Annotated in this window: 1 protein-coding gene; it reads left to right on the forward strand. The window is 61.5% G+C overall.

Features of this window, described 5'->3' with window-relative positions; genetic code table 11:
- The first annotated feature begins 63 nt into the window (after positions 1-63).
- On the forward strand, positions 64-23,493 hold the full coding sequence (locus Enr13x_RS34325; protein WP_145391396.1) for a PKD domain-containing protein: 23,430 nt from the start codon (positions 64-66) through the stop codon (positions 23,491-23,493).
- The last annotated feature ends 32 nt before the right edge of the window (positions 23,494-23,525 follow it).

Raw genomic sequence — 23,525 nt, forward strand, 5'->3', positions numbered from 1 at the left:
ATGGGTCGATGGCGGATTCCTGTCTCGGGAATCCGCGTCGCCCCACCACGCCCGGACCCGTCCATGCTCGGAATACTTCGAAGATCAAAAGCTCGAAAAACACGCCGTCGCTCCGCCGGTTCAAGGTTTCTGCGACGGCAATCGCTGATCGAATCGCTCGAATCGCGTCAATTGCTCGCCGTCACCCCGATCGAGGTGACCGGCGGTTATGAGTTGCAGGTTTCTTATGAAGCCGGTGAGACGGTTTCGGATCTCGACGACGTGTACCTCCGCACCGACGCGTCGGGGAATTTGCAATTCGGAAACTCGGGATTCGACGGCTCGTTTGAAAACCTGGGCGTCAATCTGGCCGACGGCAGCGTCGATTCGCTGTCCATCGAGGTGACCTACCAGGCCCAGTCCGACAGCGACTATGCGGAATTCATCCGCAACCTATTCGGCAACTCGATTTCAACGCTCCATCTCGGCGACATCGACGCGCCCGGCGTTGGCCTGAGTTTTTCGGCGCTCGATATCAACGTTGGGGCTGACAGCACGATCAATACGCGAGCGCTGGCCGCCGGCGCCGATCCATTGACGGCCGATTCGATTGGCGATTCGGGGGATTTGTCGATTGATGCCCCGATCGTCCGCGTTGAAGGCAAGCTGTTGGCCCAGATTGGCGGCGATGACACGACCAACACGGCCGGCGACATCCAGATCGAAGCGGTCGGAAACCTGGACGACATTTCCAGCGGGTTCGTCGTCGCTCCCATCTTTCCGGTTGATCTTTCGGCGACCCAGGCGAGCGTCGATTTGGATTCGGCAACCCTGCTCGGACGCGACATCACGATCGATGTTCATTCGGATGCGTCGGATCTGTTTGACGAACAGAGTGAAGAAGGCGATTGGGGCGAACCGCTGTTGGAATGGGTCGGCAGCGTGTCGATCGGAGCCGGAGTGGCGATCTCGCAAGCCTTCGCGGAGTTGGAAATCAACGCCAGTGAGATTTCCGGCAGGAACGTGACGCTGTCTTCCGACGCCGCCACCGATGCCGAAGCCCAAGTGCTGACGGCGTACGCAGCGATCGCCTACGGCCAGTCGGTCCCGCACGCGACCGTCGACATCCTCGGCGGTTCGAAGATCTCGACGTCCGACGATCTTAGCATCATGACGAACGCCGAAAGCGACATGAGCATCATCGCGACTCAAAATCTGGTCGGCGCCAGCACGACGGTCGAAAAGCGGAATGTCACGCTGGCCGGTGCCTATTCCGACGTCGTGTCAACGGCGAATCTTTCGAGCGATTCGACCTTGGAGGTCGGCGACGACCTTTCGATTCACCTCGATGCGACACGCGAACACAACACGCAATCCAATGCGGCAGCCTACGCCGATGGCACCTTGGGGTTGGCGCTCAACGTGGCCGTGCATGAGTCGACGGTTCAGTCGTTGATCGATGGCACGGTGACCACCGGCGGCGACATGACCGTCGACGCGGAATTGGAAACGGTCAAAAATGACTTCAATGCGACCAGCACCGTTGGCACGGGGGCTCTCGGCGGACGACTTCAATCGGGCCTGCTCGGCGGGCCGTTGCGAGGGTTTTCGTCCGCCTTTGGAAGTGTCTTCGGTACCGGATCGATCGGAAGCGGCGATTCCGGCTTTGCCCGCGATTTAGATGCCGCTCGACCGGCCGGAATGAAGTCGGCGGCGACTCCCAACGACTTTGCCACCTCGGCCGCCGTCAACGTCGGCATCGGATTCAACGAAGTCGAAGTCCGGATCGGCCCCGACGCGGACGTCAACGTCGGCGGAAACCTGACCCTGCAAGGCCGCGTCGAAGAGTTTCCCGAGACCAGCGCGATCAGCTTTCTCAACAGTTCCAACAAGTACCTCACCGGATCGACCGATGGCACCTACAGCCAACGGGAAACGGGGATCAGCGGCGCGATCACCGGTGCCTATTTCGCCAACAAGATCGACGTCTACATCGGCGCCGGGGCAACCGTGGACGTCGCGGGTGATCTGACGATCGATTCGGTGGCCACCGTCCCCTATTCGTTCCAGTGGGTCTGGGACAGTCGCGAAGGTGATTTTGAGGCTGTCGGCATTTCGACGGTGACCGATAAATTCAACTACAACGCGGGCATTCAAAACGGGTTCTTCACCACGTGGGCCGAAGCCATCGCCGCGGCGGAACAGAAAGCCTATGGCGGCATGGTCAACGTGCTGATCACCGACACGCACAACTATGCTTACATCGGTGACGGAGCGGTGGTCACCGTCGGCGGCGATCTGGTCGTCAATGCCGAAACAAACGTCGACACGATCAACTTCGTCGGCTCACCGCTGGCTCTGTTCAACGCGTCGGCCGGTCGCGGCATCGGCGCCGCGGCGATGCTGGTCGGCTATCTGAATGACACGACCGCCAAGATCAATCAGGGCGCGGTCATCAACGCCGACAGTCTGCTGGTGTTGGCCAACAATCGCGGCCGCACGGTTTCGATCGGAATTCAAGGCGGGTTGGCCGACGACCGCGGTATCGGCCGGCTCGGCAATTTTAATGGTGCGTTCACGGGCCGCTTCGTCGACAACCGCACCGTGGCCAAGGTATCGCCCCAAGCGATGATCACGCTGGGCGACGGACAGGTCTCCGTACCGCTGTCGTTCCGATCGGTCTCCCAGGACGACACGTCGCTGATCAGTAGTACGCCGATGTTCAACCCCGTCGAAGCGCTCGATGATGCTTCGAACCAGTTCCGCATCGACGCCGATTCGATGACGGTTCGATTGCCGTACGCCCATGGATTCTCGACGGGCGATCCGGTCGTTTACGACAGCCGCGGCAACACTGAAATCGACGGCTTGACCAGCGGCCAAACGTATTACGCCATCGTCACGGATGACGACGAGACGACCGGCGAGCTGCAATTGGCGGCGTCATTCGACACCACCGAGACGCCGCTGTCGATCGACATCACATCGCTGGACTTGGACACCGAGCAGTTTCATTCGCTCTACCCCGGTTTTGCCCCGACCGTCACCGGCGTGGTCGATTTAGACAGCAACGAGATCAATCTGGGCTTTGACCATCAATTGATATCCGGCCAACCGGTGGTCTACGGCGTTGGTGGTGGAACCGAGATCGGTGGTTTGGAGCCGGGAACGACCTACTACGCCGTCGTCACGGGGCGGCAGTCCTACAAGCTTGCCGCGACAACGGACGAGGCGGTCGAAGCGGATATCACCGGCAATACCGCGAACATCATTGATTTGACGTCCGTCGGCGTCGGACACGGCCACTCACTTCGTCCGATTTCGTTCAACTCGGTCGACGTCCTGGATCACTTGCAATCCTTGGACTCCAACGGCGACGGGGATCTGTCGGTCGAGGATGATTTCATCACCGGTTTCAACTTGGCCGGCGACGACGGCCCGATGGCACGCACGGTGCAAACCAACCAAACGTTGCTGGTGATGGCCGAGGACCGTAGCGAGTCGTTCAGTGGCACCGGTGCGATCACCAAGACAACCTCGTCGGCGTCCAGCGGTTCGGTTTCAGTCGATGTGTTCCACCGTCAGACCGAAGCGTTCATCGGTGCCGAAGAGTTGCCACTGGACACCGAGGGATTCAGTCCCGCGCTGGGCATCGACAGCAGCGACTTGATCGTCCTGGATTACGAACACGGTTTCTCCGTCGGCGACACCGTGACCTACACCGCCGGTGGCGACACGCCGGTCGGCGGCTTGCGCGATCGCGGCATCTACACGATCACCGAAGTCGACACCGAGACGATCCGGATCGGCCGGTCGGCCACTGAAGCGACCGCGACCTTTGACGCATCGACCGTTGACAACAGTGACGGGCGATGGACGATCGATTTGGGGTACGACCACGCGTTCCAAAACGGCGATGCGGTGCAGTACCGACATGCAGACGCAGATTCGGCGATCGGAGGATTGGTCGACGGCGGAACGTACCTGGTGATCGTCGTGGACTCGCAAACCATTTCGCTGGCCGAAACCGTCCAGGATGCGGTCAGCCAATCGGCAATTGTGTTCACACCGGCAATCGATGTGAGCAACGACGCGATCCAATTGGGTATCGCCCACGGCCTCTCCGCCGGCCAGCCGCTCGTTTACCGGACTCAGGGCGGCGCAGCGGTTGGCGGCCTGGAAGACGGCGAAACCTACTACGTCGAGCTTGTCGACGGCGACGAGACGGCGATTCGGTTGAACGAGTTTGCCCCCGACAGCGGCCAGATCGGCACATCGATCGAACTCGATCCTTCGTCGGCGACCGGCGCCGGACATGGTTTTCACCCGGGCTTCCTGGCCGAAGACGTTGACACCGATGCGACCGGTACGCTCGGACTTGCTGGCGTTCATACGATCGACCTCGGTTACGAACACGGACTGGGCACCGGCGACCCGATTCGCTATACGACGACAGGAGAAGCATTGGGTGATCTCGCGGACGACACTCGGTACTACGCCATCGTCCTGACGGACACGCAGATCGCGTTGGCAGCCAGCGAAGACGATGCCGATGCGGGACGCGAGCGAATCTTTAGCACCGGCAAGTTGCTCGACAACGGCGATGCGACCGATCCGGCCAAGTTTGATACGATCGAGGTTTACACCGAGCATGGTTATGCCGACGGTGACCCGTTGGTCTATCGCCAAGCCGAAGGTGTCGAGATCGGATTGATCGACGGAGCGTCCTACACGGTTCGCTTGCTGGATCCGGCGACCAGTCAGCTTGATCTGCCGCAAACAAAGCTGCAACTGCTCGATGCCAACGGTGACCTGGTCGAATTGACCGACAGCGGGGATGCCGATGACTACAGCGTCTTGGTCAACCAGTCGGTCAGGCTGTCTCTGTCCGGCGGCGGCACGTCGGATGTTCACTACGTGTCCGGCGATGCCAAGTTGATGCTCGACGCGAGTGTCGCCAGCGGCAGCTCCCACAGCCTCCGCATCACGACCGATCCGACCGTTGCCACCAAGAGCACCCATGGCTTTGGAAAGACGTTTAGCGGTGCCGGATCGACCACAGACTCCAGCGGTGACCCGTCGCATGACACGATCGATCTTGGATATACGCACGGGTTTTCCGCCGGACAAGCGGTGGTGTACTCGTCCGGTTGGGGTGAACCGATCAGTGGACTGACCGAGGGGCAAGTCTACTTCGTCCGCTTGATCGATGGCAACGACAGCCAACTGCAATTGGCCACGACGCAGGAGTTGGCCCTGGCCGACACGGACGACCCGGAAGTCGTCGAGATCGATGCGGACTCGGCAACCGGGACGAACCATACCATCGCCGCGGTGTTGCGTCCGAATCCGGTCGTCGACGGATCCGCCAACTTGATCGATTTCGGTGTGCTGCATGGATTGACCGATGGCGACCAACTGGTCTACGACAACGGTGGCGGGACGTCGATCGGCGGCCTGGTCGATGGCGATGTCTACACGGTCGTTGTCGTTAACGATCAACAGATTCAACTGACGGCCGGTTCGATTGACGATGATCCGATCGACTTGGATGCCGCGGCGGCCTCTGGCGGAAATCACAAGTTCGCCGAAGCAGCGACCGCCAATATCGCTCAGATCATCGTTGATGGCGACGTCGCGTTGGCGGCCACCAACACCGGTCAAATCATTTCGGTCACGTTGGCGGGGACGGTCGCGACGTCGGCATCGACCAACAATTACACCGGCGCGGGATGGGCGTCGGTCTCCAACTCCGACGACATCGCCGAGAAACAGTTCGGCGGCACCAACGTGTCCGGTACCGTGGCGGCCAACGTCATTCGCGATATCACGCGGGCCTACGTCATGAATGCCGACATCACGGCCAACGATCTTTCGATCGATGCACTCAACGATTCGGAAATTTACATGGGTGCCGGTGCGGCGGTCTTCGCGTCGCTCAACCGTGCGGAGCAAGAAAACCAGCTTGACCCGTCGGGGTCCTCCAAGGGCATTGCCGGTTCGCTGGCGGTCAACGTGATCGCGAACCTAACCGAATCCTCTATCACCGGCTCGGATGTGGATCTGGGCGGCGAATTGGCCGTGGCGTCCGATGCCACCGGATTCATCGTCGGGGTCGGCATCAGTGCGGCGTTGGTCCGCGGAACGTTGGCGGCCGCCGGCGCGATCGTCATCAACGTGATTTCCCAGAACACATTCGCCTACGTCGACGATTCGAGTGTGGTCGCTGGCGGCGATGTCCAAATTCACGCCGACAACACGGCGACGATTTTAGCCCTGGCCGGGACGGCAACCAAACTGAATGCGTCGCCCGACGATCGTCAGACCAACAGCGTGTCCTTTGGATTCGGCGTCGGCATCAACGTGATCGGGAACGCCCTCCGCGACGGTGGGACGCTGGCCTACATCGCGGACTCGTCGGTCGATGCGGGTGGCGATGTGATTGTCGATGCGGAAACGGCCAGCGCCATCGTCGGTGTCGCGTTGGGATTCGCGTTGAACACAAACAGCAACGCGTCGCTGATCTTTTCCGGCGCCGTCAACATCGGCGTCAACGTGGTTGGCACGCGGACTCGAGCTTCGATTCGCGGACGACGCCAGGACGATGGCGTCACCGCCGACGGTGCGACCGCGGTGACGTCCAACGACGCCTCGGGCATCACCGCACTGGTCGGTTCATTGGCCTTCGCCGATGCCGGTTCGGGCGGGGCGACCTCGACGGCGGTCGGTGCCGCGGTCGCGATCAATGTGATCGTCACGGAGATCACCGCCGACGTCTCCGACACCGAATTGACCGCCGCAGCGGTTCAGCTTGACGCGAGCTCCGATGCGATTATTAATTCGATCGGAGCCGCCGCGGCAGCCGCGGAAAACTACGCCGTCGCGGGTCAAATCACGGTCAATTACACCGGCCAGACGGTGCACGCCCGCATCGCCGACGCGACCGTCACCGCAACGGACAACGGCGGAGACGTCGCCCTCAACGCGTCGAATTTGTCGACCATCCATTCCATCGCCGGCGGTGCGGCCATCGCCTTCGACGACGGTGCCGCGATCGGCGCGGCGCTCGCGTTCAACATCATCGACGACGACACACTGGCGGTCATCGAGCGATCCGAAGTGACCGCAAACGATGGCGATGTCGATGTCATCGCGACCTCGGACGGCGACATGCTGACGATCACTGCGGGCATCGCGGGCGGCAAGCAAGTCGCGGTCGGCGGATCGATCTCGACAATCGTGACGTCCAGCGAAACCCGGGCAAAGATCGTTGATTCGACCGTCGATGCGGACCGCAATATTCGCGTCCGGGCAGACCAAAACGGCACGATCACCACACTTGCCGGCGCGGTCGGCATCAGCCGCCAAGCGGTCGGCGTCGGGGCCAGTCTGGCGATCTCGGTCGTCGAGAATACGACCGAAGCGTTCATCGATCAATCAACCGTCCACGCCAGAGCCAACAACAACGACACGACTTCGGTACAAACCTGGGATTCCGAAGGCAACGAGAGCACCGAATCGATTTCGGGTCTGGCCGTCGTGGCCAGCTCCAACGAGATCTTCGATTTACTTTCGATCACCGCGGGGGTGGGTAAGAAGGGCGCGGTCGCGGTCAATTTGGCACCCACCGTGCTGAGCGACACGACCTACGCGTACATCCAAGACAGCGACATCAACTCGGCCGCCGATTCCGGCGGCGACGTGATTGTGCGGTCGCACCAGGACAGTGACTTTTTCGCCTTCATGGGCGCCGCTGCGATCAGCTTGGGACGTCTGTCGGTCGGGGCGGCCGCTCAGGGCTTGTTCGTGTCCAACGACACCCGGTCATGGATTTCAGACACCGACACCTCCGATGCAACCGGTGGCGGTCGTCAAGCGATTCATTCCGGCAGCGACGTCGAAGTCAGCAGCAACACACGCGCCGACATGACGGTCGGAATCCTGGGCGTCAGTGTTTCCAAGGATTACGCCGGGGCGGGATCGATCGATTTCTTATTGCTCAACAGCGACAACAAATCAACACTCTCGGACGTCGACGTGTTCGCCGCAGGCGACTTGACCGTCGACGCGGTCGACAACGTGATCCTGAATCGAGTCGTCGGCTCGGTGGCCGGCGGAACCGGCAGCGTCGGCGGCAGCGTGATCGCGATGGTGAATCAGAACGAAACCGAAGCCCGTCTGGTCGATACCCACACCCATGCCGGCGGATTGACATCGGTCCACGCCACCAGCGACGCGGACATCGACACGCTCGCGATCTCCGGGGGCGTGGGGGTCAAAGCGGCATTCAACGTCGTCTTCACAGCTTACTTCGCCTCCGGTACAACCCGCGCCGTGATCGAAGGCGGAACGCGCCAGGTTGAAGTCAACCAAAATCCGATCTACGCCACGACGGACCAGGCGGTCAGCGTCAAGGCGGTCGACCGTGTCGACGTCTTCTCACTCGAAGGCGGGGCAACGGCCGCTGCGGGCGTCGGAGCCGGCGGCAACATCGGCATCTTCGACATCCAGAATACGGTCGACGCCCACATCGGCGACTTCGCCCTTGTCGCGGCGGTTGACGACGTGGCCGTCGAAGCCGAGTCTGACAAGACGGTGGCCGCGGCTGCCGGTGGGCTTGCGATCGGGGGAGGCACCGGATTCGCCGGGACCCTGATCGTCACCAACATTGGGTCAGGCAACGCATCGAATGCCGTCGGCGACGATCTCAGCAGCGAAATCTTCGCTGCGATCAATAGCGCTCTCGATTCCGTCAATGACCTCTCCGCGTTACCCGGCGAGCAGACGCCCGGCGAAGTGGAGGCAAGCGTTGGCGGGCAAGACGCGAGCGTCTCGTCACCCGGTACCGTCGACCGTAGTGTTCAAGACGTCGCGGCATTCATCGGTGAGTCGGCGGAAATCACCGTCGGCGGCGATCTGACGGTCCGGGCCAGCGAGACCGTCGCGTATGACTCCGCGGCCGGTTCGGCCGCGCTATCCGCCAGCAACGGCTTCGGCGCGTCAGTCACCTGGCTGACGGTCGGGACCGTCACCGAAGCCTTCATTGATGACGACGCGATCCTGGTTGTCGACGGGACCGTAACGGTCGATGCGTCATCAAACGAACGCGCCGACAGCGATGCCGTTGCTGCCGGAGGCGGACTGTTGCTGGCTGCGGGTGCCCAGTACGCGGAAGCCGTGCTCGAAAGCAACCAAGTTGCATCGATCGGAAGCGATGTGAAATTGTCCGGTGCGAGCGAGGTCAACGTCAACGCCACGCACGTCCGGGATGTCGAAGTCATCGGCAACGCCGCGTCGATTGCCGGACAACTGGCCGTCGGATTCTCCGGCGCAACGATCGACATGGGCGGTGACGTCCGTGCACAGATCAACGGCTCGCTGCTCGGTGAATTGGATGACGACAGCAACTTGATTGAAGCGGTTGGCGACGTCAGCGTCACCGCGCACAGTTCGGTCACCCAGGCGCGTACGAAGGCGCCCGCGTTGGCCGGCGGGATCGGAATCGCGGTCGCCGGATCGATCGCCAATTCCACGATCGACACCGACGTCGATGCCAGCCTCGGTTTGGGAACCGAGATCTTCTCCGACGGCGACGTGACCCTCTTGTCCGGCACCGACCATGACGCCGAGGCGATCGCGGTCGGACAGAACGGCGCCGCCGGTGTCACGATCGGCTTGTCCGGATCGACCGCGGCGATCGACCCCAGTGTGGACGCATCGGTTGGGGCATCGTCGCTGATCGTTGCCGAGAACGTCACCATCGAAGCGGCACACAATCTGACCCAGGCGGATGGCACATCGGCATCCGGCGTGGCCAATGCCGAAGCGACCTCATCGGGCGGCGCCGGATTGCTGGGCGTCCAGGGAAGCTGGGCCACGGGCGAAGCGACCGCGGACGTTGCGACGACGATCGGCGCAGCAACGATCACCGCAGAAGCCGGCGACGTCACGATCCGATCACTCAGCCGCAACGCCGGGACCAGCGACGCCCAGGGCGACAGCTTCGCCATCATCGGTGTCGGCATTCAACAGGCCGATGTCAACATCAACACCCACAACGATGTTGATATTCAATCCGGTGCGGCGATCACTTCCACCCAGGGTGATGTCACCATCGGCGCCGGTTCGAGTGAATTATCCGACACGCACGCGATCTCCGGCAGTGGCGGATTTTTGGGGATCTCCGAAGCCAAATCGAACGTCGACGTCCGTCACGAAACAGTGGTTTCGATCGCAGGTGGCGTCACAATCGACGCCTTTGATACCGTTTCGATTCTGACAACCTATGACACCGCACTGACCGCTGAAAGCGACGCGCTGAGCGGGTCGGCGATCGCGATTCCCACCGGCCGAACCAACGTCACCACCCGCGGCCGCACGACCGACAACGCCATCGTCAAGACCGAAATCGGTGCGGCGACACTCACCGCCGATGTCATCGATGTGTCAGCGGACGTTACCTCGGCGGACATCACGTCCGATGCCAGCAGCCAGGCGTCCGCCGGGTACGCCGACGCCGACTCGTTCTCGGACCTTAACTTTAACGTCGACACACAGGTCCTGATCGGCAGCGGAGCCGTCCTCAACGGCGAAGACAGCGTCAGCCTGACGGCGGGACAATCCAGTATCGATGCCGATTCGATTTCTCGGACCGCCAGCAGCAGCGGTGGTGTGGGTTCGTTCATTCGCGATCTGGATCCCGATGCGGAAGTCGTCATCAACACGCTCAGTGACGTCACGACGGGAGCGACATCGAAAATCACGACGCGGCAGTTGAACGTGTCCGCGCTGACCGACCCCACGCTCGGAGGCGTGACGGCGTCGGCCACCAAAGACGGCTCCAGTAGCAACGACGACGAGAGCGAAGACTTGCAGGCCGATCGGCTGATCGATTTAAATTCCGACATCATCCTGCCCGTCGCAGCGGATCCCAAGCTGATCATCGACGAAGCCGGCAACGTCGTCGAGCAGGAAACGATCGAATTCACCGAGACCGACACGCTGATCACGATCGCGAGCATCATCAATCAGGGAACGCTCGGTGGCGAAATCAATCTGCTGGTGAATCGTTCCAATCGCGACTCCGAAATGACCGATCCCCGGGTGATCACGGGCAGCCCCGACGTGACGTTCCAAACAGGTTACTCGGAGGTGCTGATTCAAAACGCGTCGCCAAAAGACTTGGTGTTGCGAAAGATTGATGTCGGCAATGAATCGGCGACCGCCAGCGACCTGATCACCATCGTCCAAACTCCGACAACCAATACGCTGACGCCCACGGAGACGACCAGTCCGGGGGCGACCGATATCATCATCGAAAATGCACAAACGATCGGCTTGGCAGGTTTGATCGACAATCCGTTCGGCACCACTTCCATGACGGCAACCGAAAGCGGCATCGTTGCTGCGTCGCTGGGCGGTGTCCCCAATTCGGAAATCGATTCCCTCGACAACGGAACCGTCTCTTCGACGACCAGTGATGCCTTCGCCACCGCTGGCATCACGTTGGTCAACCCGACGACCACCGTAACCACACCCGGAATTCGCTGGGCCGTGAAAGACGACAGTTCGGAATACATTGTCGCCAACAATTCGGGTGCTTTGCGGATCTATCCGAGTCTATCGTCGGCGAACCCCCGTGCCATCCGGACGAGCGAATTGACGCTGTCCGCCCCGGCGGGCGAGATCGGACGCAGCGGTTTCGGCATCAGCGTGTTTGCCGGCAGCGATGCGACCACGTTGCTCAATGCTTCGGCAGAAGACTTTGTTAATGTCGAGCATTTCAGTGGCGATCTGCTGGTCGGCACGGTACGCGGCGGCGGTGCGGTGACGCTGGTCGCCGAGGGGTCGATCACCGATGCCGATTCCGAGGATGCCGACGGCGTCGATCTTTCGGGGGCATCCCTATCTTTGACGGCCCAACCGGACTTGAGCGAATCCGCGACGGCGACCGATCGCACGGTGGGCACCCTGGCCAACCCGCTGGAAATCGACATCTCCGGAACACTCGACGCGACCGCCGGCGGCAACCTGTCGCTGGTCGAAGTCAGCGGCAGCATGAACCCGGGCATTATCAATTCAGCGATCGGCGACATCGCCTTGACGGTGACCGATGCGGACAACGTCGGACAGACTTTGATCCTCGTCGACGACGCCGCCATCACGGCCGAATCCGGTTCGATCACACTCTCGATCGGCGACAACCTGGAAATCGACGGCCTGATCCGTGCCGGCGGATCGCTGACCATCCTGGCCGATCAGGACGGTTTGGATGTCGGCACGGGAGCGAATATCATGCTGCGAGGCCAATTGGAAGCGGCGACGGCGATCAACCTGACCACCGGCGTTGATACGGACACGATCGATTTCCAACGACTCGATTCGGTTGTCCCCGTCGTGATCGAAACCGACGCCGGAGCTGACATCATCAACATCGGCAGCGAAGCGGGCTTGCTGACTCCACTGCGAAGCTCCTTCACGATCGATGCGGGCGAAGAGACCGATCCGCTGGCGGATCTGCTGGTGCGGGACCAAATCAACCTGGATGATTCCGGCAGAGTCAGCACATCACCTGTCACGGTCGACCACACCGCGTCGGACTTGATGTTGGATGCGAAGCTGGTCTATCAGGGGCGTAGCGTTCACTACGCCAATGCCGAGATCGTGTCCCTGGAACTTGGTGCTGGCAACGACACCGTTACGGTTCGCCAGACTCACTCCGACACCGAGTTAAACATCGACCTGGGCCAGGGTGATGATCTTGCCAGCGTTGGCCAGGAATCGGTGACCGTTGGAGCAGACTCGGTTCGCATCCTCGATCTGATTGACGGCAAAGTTAACTTTGAAGCGGGGATCGATGGCGACGATGAGCTGTTGATCGAAAACACCGGCGACTTGATCGGTGGGATAGGCGTACTCGGCCAATCGAACCTGACCGGGTTCGGCATGGGTGATGGCACAGAAGGTGGCGTCGGTTTTGGAGCATTCGAAACCGTCCAGCTTGTCCTCGGCGCGGGCGACGATGATCTTCAAGTCACGGGCACGGCCTCGCTGGCCATCGTCGAACTCGGAGACGGTGACGACGATGTTTCGATCACCGGTGAATTGTTTCGCTTCCAGGCCGACATCAGTCTCTCCGGCACGACGCTCGGCGACTCCACCGCCGACACCGGCCAGAGCGACACGCTTGTGCTGAGCATGCCGACGTCTTCGGTCTTTCGAATGGATCAATCGACGATTGAAAACTTTCAGGGTCGCGGCGACATCCACTACGAGCAACTGAGCGATATCATTGCAACCCTGTCCGACGGTGGCGACGTGGTTCAGATCGATGATGTCGGTGCGCGATTGGATCTCGATACCGGTGGCGGAGCCGACCAAGTCACGGCGGCTGAGTTTTCGGTGGCCTCGACGATACATCTCGGCGACGACGCGTTCGAAGACCAACTGACGGTGCTGGGCACCAGTACCGACTTGACCGTCAGCGGTGACACCAGCGGGATCGATCGATTGACCGTCGACCGCAGCGAGATCACAACCGCAGTCACCGCCGGACGTTTGGACGATTCGGCGAGCGGTGTACTCACCGGCGTCACCGACGGGGCCGTCACCTTCGATGACTTCGCAGTTTTCGAACTGTTGCTGGGAACTGGGAACGACGATTTCGTCATCGATGCCGGTCCCGAGCTTGCAGGGACCAATCTGATCATCGACGGGGGCGACAGCACCGACACGATCGATGTCTTGACGATCAGTGACGAAACCGCGGTCAGCGGCGGGGATGGCGAGGACACCGTCAATCTCTTCATCAACGGCTTCCCGACGGCGGACCAGTTCACAGATCTCGGCTTAGACACCGAGACTCTGGCGATCCACAACTCGGACAGCGCCACCGACACGGCTTGGTCGCTGGTCGATGCATCGCTGACGGCGGACCGGGCCAGCTCGCCGGGCAGCCCAGTGACGGTGATCGACGACATTCTGCGGATCGATCGAGTCAACTTCTTCGCCGGATCGGGAGCCAATTCGTTGGAGATCGGAACCGAGACGGTCAATGACGTGATCGGTTTTGTGGACGACGACGGCACCATCCGCAGCCGTGTGGAACTCGATTTCGACTCCGCCACCGCCGGTCAATCGAGCTACTCCGAAGACGCGTTCACCTTCACCGCGGGACTCGGCGAGGCCTTCGCGACCTCCGCCGGCAGCTTGGCGATTGACGGCGGTGGCAGCGTCACGATGACCGATGACTCATCGGGACCGTTCGACTTGCTCCGGCTAACCGTCCGCAGCGACGAAGTCGAAACCCTGTCGGTCGTCGGCGTTTCGGCAGTCGATGGATCGACCATCGAAGAATTGTTTCAAACCAGCGGCGATGGTTCGGCACAAGTGATCAGCCTGGCAACGATGCGAGACGTCACGTCGATCGAAATCGATCTGCTCGCGGGCATGGAGATTCTTGATGCCGTCGCGTCGGCACAACTGGTCGCCGCCGGACGCGTCGACTTGGACTTTGGTTCGATCGCATTGGAACCGGTTGGATCGACGACTTTCTCGCAGCCCCAGACGACGATCGACTTCAGCTTGGCCCCGATCGATGTGTTCTCCTACGAGGAAGACGCGTTCGTCATCACAAGTCCGGGCGGTCTGCAGATTGACGCCGAATCCGGTTCGTCGCTTGTCGTATCGAGCGACGATTCCGAAGTCACGCTGACGCAGCGGGACGGCGGTGCGTTTGCGTTCTATTCGATCGATCTGGCGACGATCGGTGATACCGACGCCGACGTCGATTTCATCGTCACGACGTTGACCGGTGAAGCGATCACCATCCCGGTGACGGTCGCCGCGGGCGGTCAGTGGACCACGGTCTCCGATCCCTTCCTGGCCGTGTCGGGACTGGTCCAGTCTGTTCGCTGGACCGCGGATACGGACCTGCGTGTCGACAAGCTCGTCGCGATCGGAAGGATCGAATCGGTCATGACTTTCGATGGTGGCGATGCCGCGTTTTCCGCCAACGGACGGACGTATTCCGAAGCCGGCTATCACGTGACCTCGCAGGCACAACTGATCGGTGGTTCGGATGAACTGGTTTTCCAGAGCAACCAGCTGACGACCATCACCTCCCAGGACGGTCGTCCGTTCACCCTGCACTCGCTGGACCTGCGTCACATCGATTTCAATGGCACGGTCAACCTGACGCTGAACGGGATAACATCCAGCGGAGCGACGCGAAGTGAAAGCGTCTCATTCGTCGGGAATTCGGACCTCGTCACATTGCCGCTGACCCAGTTTCAAGATGTCGACTCGGTCACCTTTCGGGCACCCGGCACGTTCGGCTTGCGGATGGACAATCTGGTCGCCAGTCAGGGGTTGTTGCAGAACGCACCGGAGTCGCCGGGGCCGACGCCGGTCGCCGACGCCGCGGACATCGATTCGCTGACGGCGCAATCGATCGTGTTCAATACCGGCAGCCTGAACGATGCCGACATGAACAATGACGATCCGACCGTGTTCATCGCAGGCACCGAGACGGCGTCGATCAACGGTACGCCCTTCGTCGTCGAGTATCTTGATGACAGCGAAAACGTCGTCACGCCGGTGGCCGGAGAAACGTACATCGTTCGCTATCGATTCCTCGGGGATCTGGTCATTCCCGACGGCAGCAGCGTCAGCGCGGCCGGCGATCACGCGTTATCGATCTACGTTGAAAACAACGCGGTCATCGGCGACAGTGTCCAGTTCGACATGTCGGGAAGTAACGCCGAAGTTCTCAATGAGGGAACAGCAGAAGCGGTATTGGTTGCCGGCGTCGGCGGTCCCGGTGCGGGAGACGGCGGCGGCGGCGGCGAGGGCGGGGAAGGCGTCACCGGTGGTTTGGGGCTCAGCGGCGGCGACGGTGGGGACGGCGGGGACGGCGGTGCGGCGTTCGGTAACGCGACGTCATTGCTGAGTGCCTATGACGGGCTGAAGGGCGAGTCGGGCGAAGCGGGGGCGCTGTTTACAACCACCCTTGATGCCGGCGGCAACGGCGCCGACGGGACGGCGGGCACCGACGGTTTTGGTGGCGGCGTCGGCGGGGCCGCGGGCGTGACCGACGAAGACACCGGCGCCGGCATCGGCGGTGAGAGCGGCGTCCGCCATACGACCCGCGGTGGTACAGGTGGAAACGCGGGAGGAGCTGCCATCCGCACCGATCCCCATGACGGTGGACCGGCGGATCCAGCCCAAGACGGCCAAGGCGATAAGCACGGGGATAGTGGTGCGATCGGCGGGCATGGCGGCGGCGGCGGTAATGAAGGCACCAGCACCGTGATCTCCGCCGGCGGTGGCGGTGGCGGAGGCGGCGGAGGTGGTGGCGGCGGCGGTGGAGCCGGTGGCGCGGGCGGCGGCGGCGGTGGTGGTGGCGGCGGTGGCGGCGGTCGCGTTGCTTTGAACAATTCCTATGCCGGTGGCGGTGGTGGTGCCGGCGGTGGCGGTGGCGGTGGTGGCAATGGAGGCGGCGGTGGCGGCGGCGCCGATGGTGGTGCCGGCGGCGGTGGCGGCGGTGCTTTCGAGATCGTCGTACTCGGTGAACTGCGAATCGGTTCGTCGGACTTCCGTGCCGAGGGTGGCGATGGCCACACCGGTGAAGGCGGTGCAGGCGGACAGGGCGGTGTCGGAGGCGGCAGCGGTGGAACCCAGGGCGCCGTCGGAGTCGGGGGACTCAATGGAGCCAGTTCAAGCACCGGAGGATCCAACGGCGGGTCGGCCGATGACGGCGAAGATGCCGAGGGCGCCGGCGAAGACGGTACCGACCGCGTCGGAACCTTCGATGGTCGCGGCGGCGGTCACGGCCAGGGGGCACTCGGTGGCGAAGGAGGTTTAGCAGGTGATGGCGGTGGATCTGAAAGTGGTGACGCAGGCGACGGCGGTGACGGAACCGCCGGTGGTGATGGCTCCGATGGCGGTCGCGGCGGCGACGGGGGACGCGGTGGATCGGGCGCCGGTGGTGCCGGAGGAACGGTCAAACTGGTCGGCTCCTCGCTCGTGTTTACCGTCGACGGCGTCCAAAAAGCCGTTGATCTATTTGCCGACGGAGGCAATGGAACCTTCGGCGGAGTTGCGACCGATGAGGGCGCCGACGGTCGGATTCTGATCGGTGACAACGATGATTCGAGCGAGTTGAGCCGTACATCGACTGACATCGACAGCGCCGCCGCTGAGGAGATCAGCGGACCGACTGCACTGAATCCGTACCTGCACGGCGATCTTGGCGACGGAGTCTTCACGCCCTACATTCCCAACTTGATCGGCGGATCACAGATCTACGGTTTACTCGACGACATCAGCATCGACGAGATCGACTTCAATCCGCAAACCGCCAACCGCGATGCTCCCCAAACCAACGGTCTGGTCGCAACGATGCGGTTGCCCGGTGGGCTCGCCGATATCGGACTCGGCGATCACCCCTCCGCGATCAATTTCCCCGGTTACGACTGGGTCTTGGTCGCAAACGTGTCGAATCTGAATTTGGCGGACCCGATGATCGGCATCGGCGTGCACAGCGATGACGACACGACGATCTCGACGCAGACCGAACTCGCCTTTGACGACATCGACCGGTCCAGCGATGGGCCCCAAACACTGACCGCGCTGAATGCGGGCGACGTTTGGGTCACCCTGATCCCCAACTCCGGCGGAACACAAACGGTCCGCGTCAACGTCTCGGTCGCCGGTGATGACAGCGATCAGGGCTCGCTGACGAATCTCAGTGCCAGCGAACTTGGTGCCGCGGGCGAGGACCAAGTCGCCTACATCACCGCTGCCCGGCCGGCACTGCAATCGGTGGGAATCGCGTCTGCGGACGCCGCGTTTGATGGCTTGACCGAAGTTCTGACCGGACCGGCCGGCGAAATCTATGCGCTCTCCGAGACGCGTGACGCGCTGCTGGTCATCGACGGCAGCGACCATCGTGTGCTGCAAGTCATCGAGAACAACTTCGATGGCAGGACCGCACTGACCGATCTTCGAAATTTGATCTACACCGAATTGGGCGATCTGCTGCAGATTCAGTCTGGCTTGTCAAATGTGGCCACGTTTGCACGTGACGCGTCGTCCGGTTTGCTCACGCCGCTGCAAACTCAAACGTTGACCGTCGACATTTTTGACACCATCGGCAGCTATACCGTCGATCTGCAACGATTGCAGGTCAACGGTCCCGAAGGCCACGCGGCGGGTTTGTTCACAGTGACTAACGACAATACCGGCGATGTCGAAACCCGCTACAAGTTCTTTACCATTGATTCTGACAGCGGTTTGCTGACGGCCATTCCCAATGTTGACAACGGGGGGACCTTCCATCACGAAGGCGAAATCTCTCCCGGATCGAACGAAGTCTTCTTGGACTTGGCGCGTTTGGGCAGCACGTACTACACGCTGTCTGAAACCGCGTCGGGAACGTTGCTGCGAGGCTATCGAGTTGACACGGGCGGATACACGTTGGTCGATATCGAACCCAATGATGACACGCTGCAGTTCCGCGGTGCGACGCAGTTGATCGCGGGCGACAACTTCCTGCACTTGATCAGCCCCGACGACAACTTCGTCACCACGTTCTCAACCGGCTCAAACGGCGAAGTGACGTTTCTTCAGAATGTCACCAACAACACCGATGGCGTGACCGGCATGCTGCATCCGACGTCATTGTTTGAATCCAGCGACGCCAGCCTCGCCTACATCACCAATCGTGATTCTGATTCCATCGTGGTCGTCAAACTCGACGGCAGCGGCGCGATGGTTCAACGACTGCGTAACAATTCCGCCGGCGTCGAGGGCTTGGTCGCACCCATCTGGATTACCGGTGGAACCAGCGGCGGCGAAATCGTCGCCGCGACCCTCGGTGATTCCAACACCCGCGGCGGATTGGTTTCCTTCACGTCCTCCGGCGTTTTAGGCAATGCGGTCGTGCAGCGGACCGGCACGGTGCTCCATGAAGACCAATTGTTCGTGCTGCCGACAGCGTTCGGCGAATCCGAGTCGGTGATCGATAGCTGGAGTTTCTTCCCCAGTGCAGACTCGATCAACGACGTGTATCCCGCCCAGGCCACGCCCCTGCTCCTTTCCCGCAATGGCGACCAGTGGACGATCACGGCCGTCGGAACGGAGCGCGTCATCGATTCCGGTTCAAATTCCGGCACCGTGTTTGACTTTGATCTAGAACAAGGCAGTGCCGATACGACGGGCAAATACTTCGGCTGGTTCTCGACGGGATTCTTCGCCGATCGTGGAACGATCGACTACGACGAAGCCACGGCGTCCACCACGTTTAGCTTGAATCTATCAACGGGAAACATCAGCGACAGCCTTTCGGATCTGGAGAATGCAGACCGAACCTTCACCGGTGCGACGGTCCTGAACCGCACCTATTCGGTTCAAGCCAACTTCCGAGTCACCGAGGCGGCCGATGCGGTTCGGGCGCAGTTTATCGACATCCAGGCGGTGACGGTGGGGACCGCCGGTGGCGAAGACGTGATCAACGTGGCGGCGACGCCCGGCGCTAACGTGACTTCGCTGACCGTCGTCAGCGGCGACCAGGCCGACATCGTAAGCGTTTACGACCTTGCCGCGACAACCACCATCGACCTGGGCGGCGGCGACGACGAAATCAGTCTCGCCACGCTCGCGGCCGGCGGCACCGACACATTGAACGTCTCGGGAGGATCGGAAAACGACACGTTCCACTTGATCACACCCGGCGACGCTCAATCGGTGACGCTGCTGGGCGATGCCGGCGATGACCAGTTCTTTGTCGCCGGAGATCAACTTCCTTCGTCGACCACGACCGTGATCGATGGCGGCAACCCGACCGATCAATCGACCAGCGACGGCGATCAGTTGTTCTTCAATCCGGGCGACCCCAACACGACGGTGAACCCGTCCGACCCGCCGCGAGCCGGTCAAGTCGGCATCGACGATCCGGCGCGCGGCGTCGTTGACTTCAGCGATATCGAGGTCGTCGTGGTCGAGTCGGGACCGAGAATCGATTTCGACCAAGTCGATCCGTCGATTGACGAAGGCGACGATCTACTGCTCAGCGTGACGCTGCCGGACGTCCCGCAGAATGCCGGTGTGGGCGACGTCACCTGGACCATCAACGGGTTTGAGATCGACAATTCCGGAAGCACCAGCCTAGAACGGACCTGGGGCCAGTTGGCTTCGCTGGGAATTGATGACGGAACCGAGACCTACCCGATCCTGGTCAGCGCAACCAACGCTGCGGGGGTGACGACGACAGAAGTCATCGAATTGACCGTGACCGATGTCGCTCCGGAAATCAGTCTCATTGCCGACTCGAGCGTCCGGGTCGGCCTGCCGCTGACGCTGCAATTCTCCGCGCTCGACCCCGGCGATGACAACGTCCTGTCTTGGTTGGTCAACTGGGGCGACGGGACCAGTGAATCGTTCGGCAACGAGGTGACGTCCGCCACACACACCTATGACAGCCCCAATCTCTATGACATCGTCGTGGAGGTGATCGATGACGAATCCACTCCAGGTATCGCCGCGACGGCCACGCACTCGGTGTCGGCAACGGTATCGAGTGACAACGTTCGAGCGGGTGACTACATCATCGACGAGGGTGAATCGTTGCAACTGGCCGCCGAAATCATCGGCACACCCACCAGCGTTTCCTGGGACCTCAACGGCGACGCAGCGTTCGGCGACGCGACGGAACTGGACGCGGTCTTGGATTGGGAGACAGATCTGCTGAATCTGGGAATTGATGGCAGCACCCATGACGTCATCATCATTTCCCTGCGAGCCACCTACGCCAACGGAGATTCGGTCACGAACACTGGAACGCTGACGGTCAACAACGTCGGTCCGACGGCCGAGCTTTCAACCGATGTGCCCGACGGCGGCATCAACGAAGGGCCGGCTTCGGGCGATACCTACAACGTGTTCTTTGAATCGATCGTCGAACCGGCGTCCGGAGACGATTTAACATTCCGCTTTGACTTCGGAAACGACGGAACGATCGATGTCGTTTCCGACACACCGACGACGACGATCCCGGCCACCTGGGACGGCGGCGCGCTGACCGAAGACGGGCTGCTGGAAATCCGCGGTACCATCGACGACGGCGACGGCGGAACAAGCGAGTACGTGACAACCATCCAAGTCAACGATGTCGATCCGACGGTTGTTTTGGAAGGTGCGGACGTTGCCGCCGAAGGGGCAAGCTATCAGTTGACGATCGACTTCAGCGATCCCGGCAGCACCGATGGTGACCCGACGTTCTTGATCGACTGGGGCGACGGCGGCGCGATTGAAACGGTCACCCCGATCAGCGGCGTCGACCCGCTGGTCGTCAGCCACGTCTTTGTCGACAACGGATCGGGCACGACCACGATCTCGGTCACTCCCAAAGACGACAAGGGGACGTACGACGCCGTCACGAAGGACATCGCAGTCGCCAACCAGGCTCCCATGCTGAGCAATCTGGTCGCCCTCGAATCGAGCGGTCTGGCCGTGATGGTCGAAGGGAACTCGGTGTCGCTGACCGGCGATGTCAGCGATCCCGGCGCGCTGGACAGCTTCACGCTCGCCGTCGACTGGGCCGACGGTTCGGATCCCGAAGTTCTTCCCCTGGACGCTCGATCGACCGACTTCAACGTCGTGCATCCCTATGAAGACGACGGAACCTATACGATCGCTGTGACGTTGACCGATGACGATGGTGCGAGCGTGTCCGGGACCGCGACGATCGTGGTCGCCAACGCGTCCCCGACCTTGGCGTACACCCTGACTCCGCTGGCCATTGACGAAGGAACCCAACTGCGATTGGTGGGGACCATCACCGATGTCGGAGTGTTGGACACGCACGAGGTCCAAGTTGCCTGGGGCGACGGCGCCGTGACGACGGTTCCAGTCACCGCTCGAACATTTTCGGTCACGCACGTCTACGACGACGACAACCCGACCGCGACGACGTCCGACGACTACACCGTGACCGTCACCGTCGTCGATGTCGCCGATGCGACCAGCAGCGGTAGCCAGGACGCCACGGTGACGGTTGTGAACGTCGCGCCCACGATGCTGACGATTGAAACGTCGGCTCAAACAATCAACGACGCCGCAGAGGTTGGCGACAACGTCACGCTGACGGCCACCTTCACCGATCCCGCCGGTACCTCAGACACCTATACCGCATCGGTCGACTGGGGTGACGGAAACGTGACGACCGAATCGGGCACGTACGACGCCGCCACGGGCATCGGGACGCTCACGGCGGTTCACGTCTATTCGGTCGAGCAGATCTACGATGTCACCGTCAAAATCACGGACGATGACGGTGGCGTCTCCGCCACGGAATCCGCTCGCGCGCTGGTAGGTACCTACGCCAACGTCCTGCCCACGATCGATGACCAATCGTTTGTCGTCGACGAGAATTCGCCGGCCGGCACGATCGTCGGCACCGTTGCCGCCAACGACGACAGCGATCTGACGTTCCAGCTGATCGATCCGGCCGCGACTCCCGGACCCGCCGCGCCCCCCGAATTCACCATCGATCCCGACACCGGAGTGATCCGGGTCGCCGAAGACTTGCTCGATGCCGAATTCGCGGACAGCTACACGCTGCAAGTCATCGTCACGGACCTGTTCGGTGAAACGGCCGAGGCGACGATTTCAATCACGGTCAACAATGTCAATGAGTTTGCCCCGGTGCTGGCGCTCAGCGATTTGTTCTTCGAGTTGGACGAGAACGCTCCGGTTGGCACGGTGATCGACACGGCGACGGCGACCGACAGCGATTTGGGCGACCAGGTGACGTTCAGCTTGGACACCGACACACCGTTTGCGATTGATCCCGATAGCGGCGTCCTGTCCGTCAACGATAGCAGCCCGCTCGATTTCGAAACGACGCCCGTCTTCACGGTTCAGGTCACGGCGACCGATAGCGGCGGCAAGACCGCGACCCGAACCGTCTACATCCGGCTCACCGATGTTGATGAGTCGGCTGTCATTCCGGAGGTCGTGGACATCGCGATCGACGACGAGAGCGGCCAACGCTCGATGATTCGTGAGATTTCGATTGCCTTCAACACGACGGTCAGCGTTGCCGACGGGGCATTCACGCTGACCAAAGATGGTCCCGAAACGATCACGCCGACCATCAACACCGATGACAGTCTGGGCTACTCGGTCGTCACGCTCACGTTTGAGGGAGACGAATTCATCGGCGGTTCGCTGGCCGATGGAAACTATCAGCTTCACATCGACGCGGACCGAATCACCGTCGGTTCGACGGCGATGGCGACCGATGTCGTCGATGAATTCTTTCGATTCTATGGGGACCGCGACGGCGACCGCGACGTCGACGCAGCGGACCTCGCCGCGATGCGAAGCACGTATCGCAAGACCGATTCTCACCCGGACTTCGATGCGGCATTCGACTTCGATGACGACGGCGATGTCGACGCCGGCGACTTCAGTGAGTTCCGGAATCGCTATCGAACTCAACTTTCTCCCTAAGCCCCTATACCACAACACCGAGCCTCCTTTCG

Origin of the sequence: Stieleria neptunia (assembly GCF_007754155.1) — a bacterium.
GTDB lineage: Bacteria > Planctomycetota > Planctomycetia > Pirellulales > Pirellulaceae > Stieleria > Stieleria neptunia.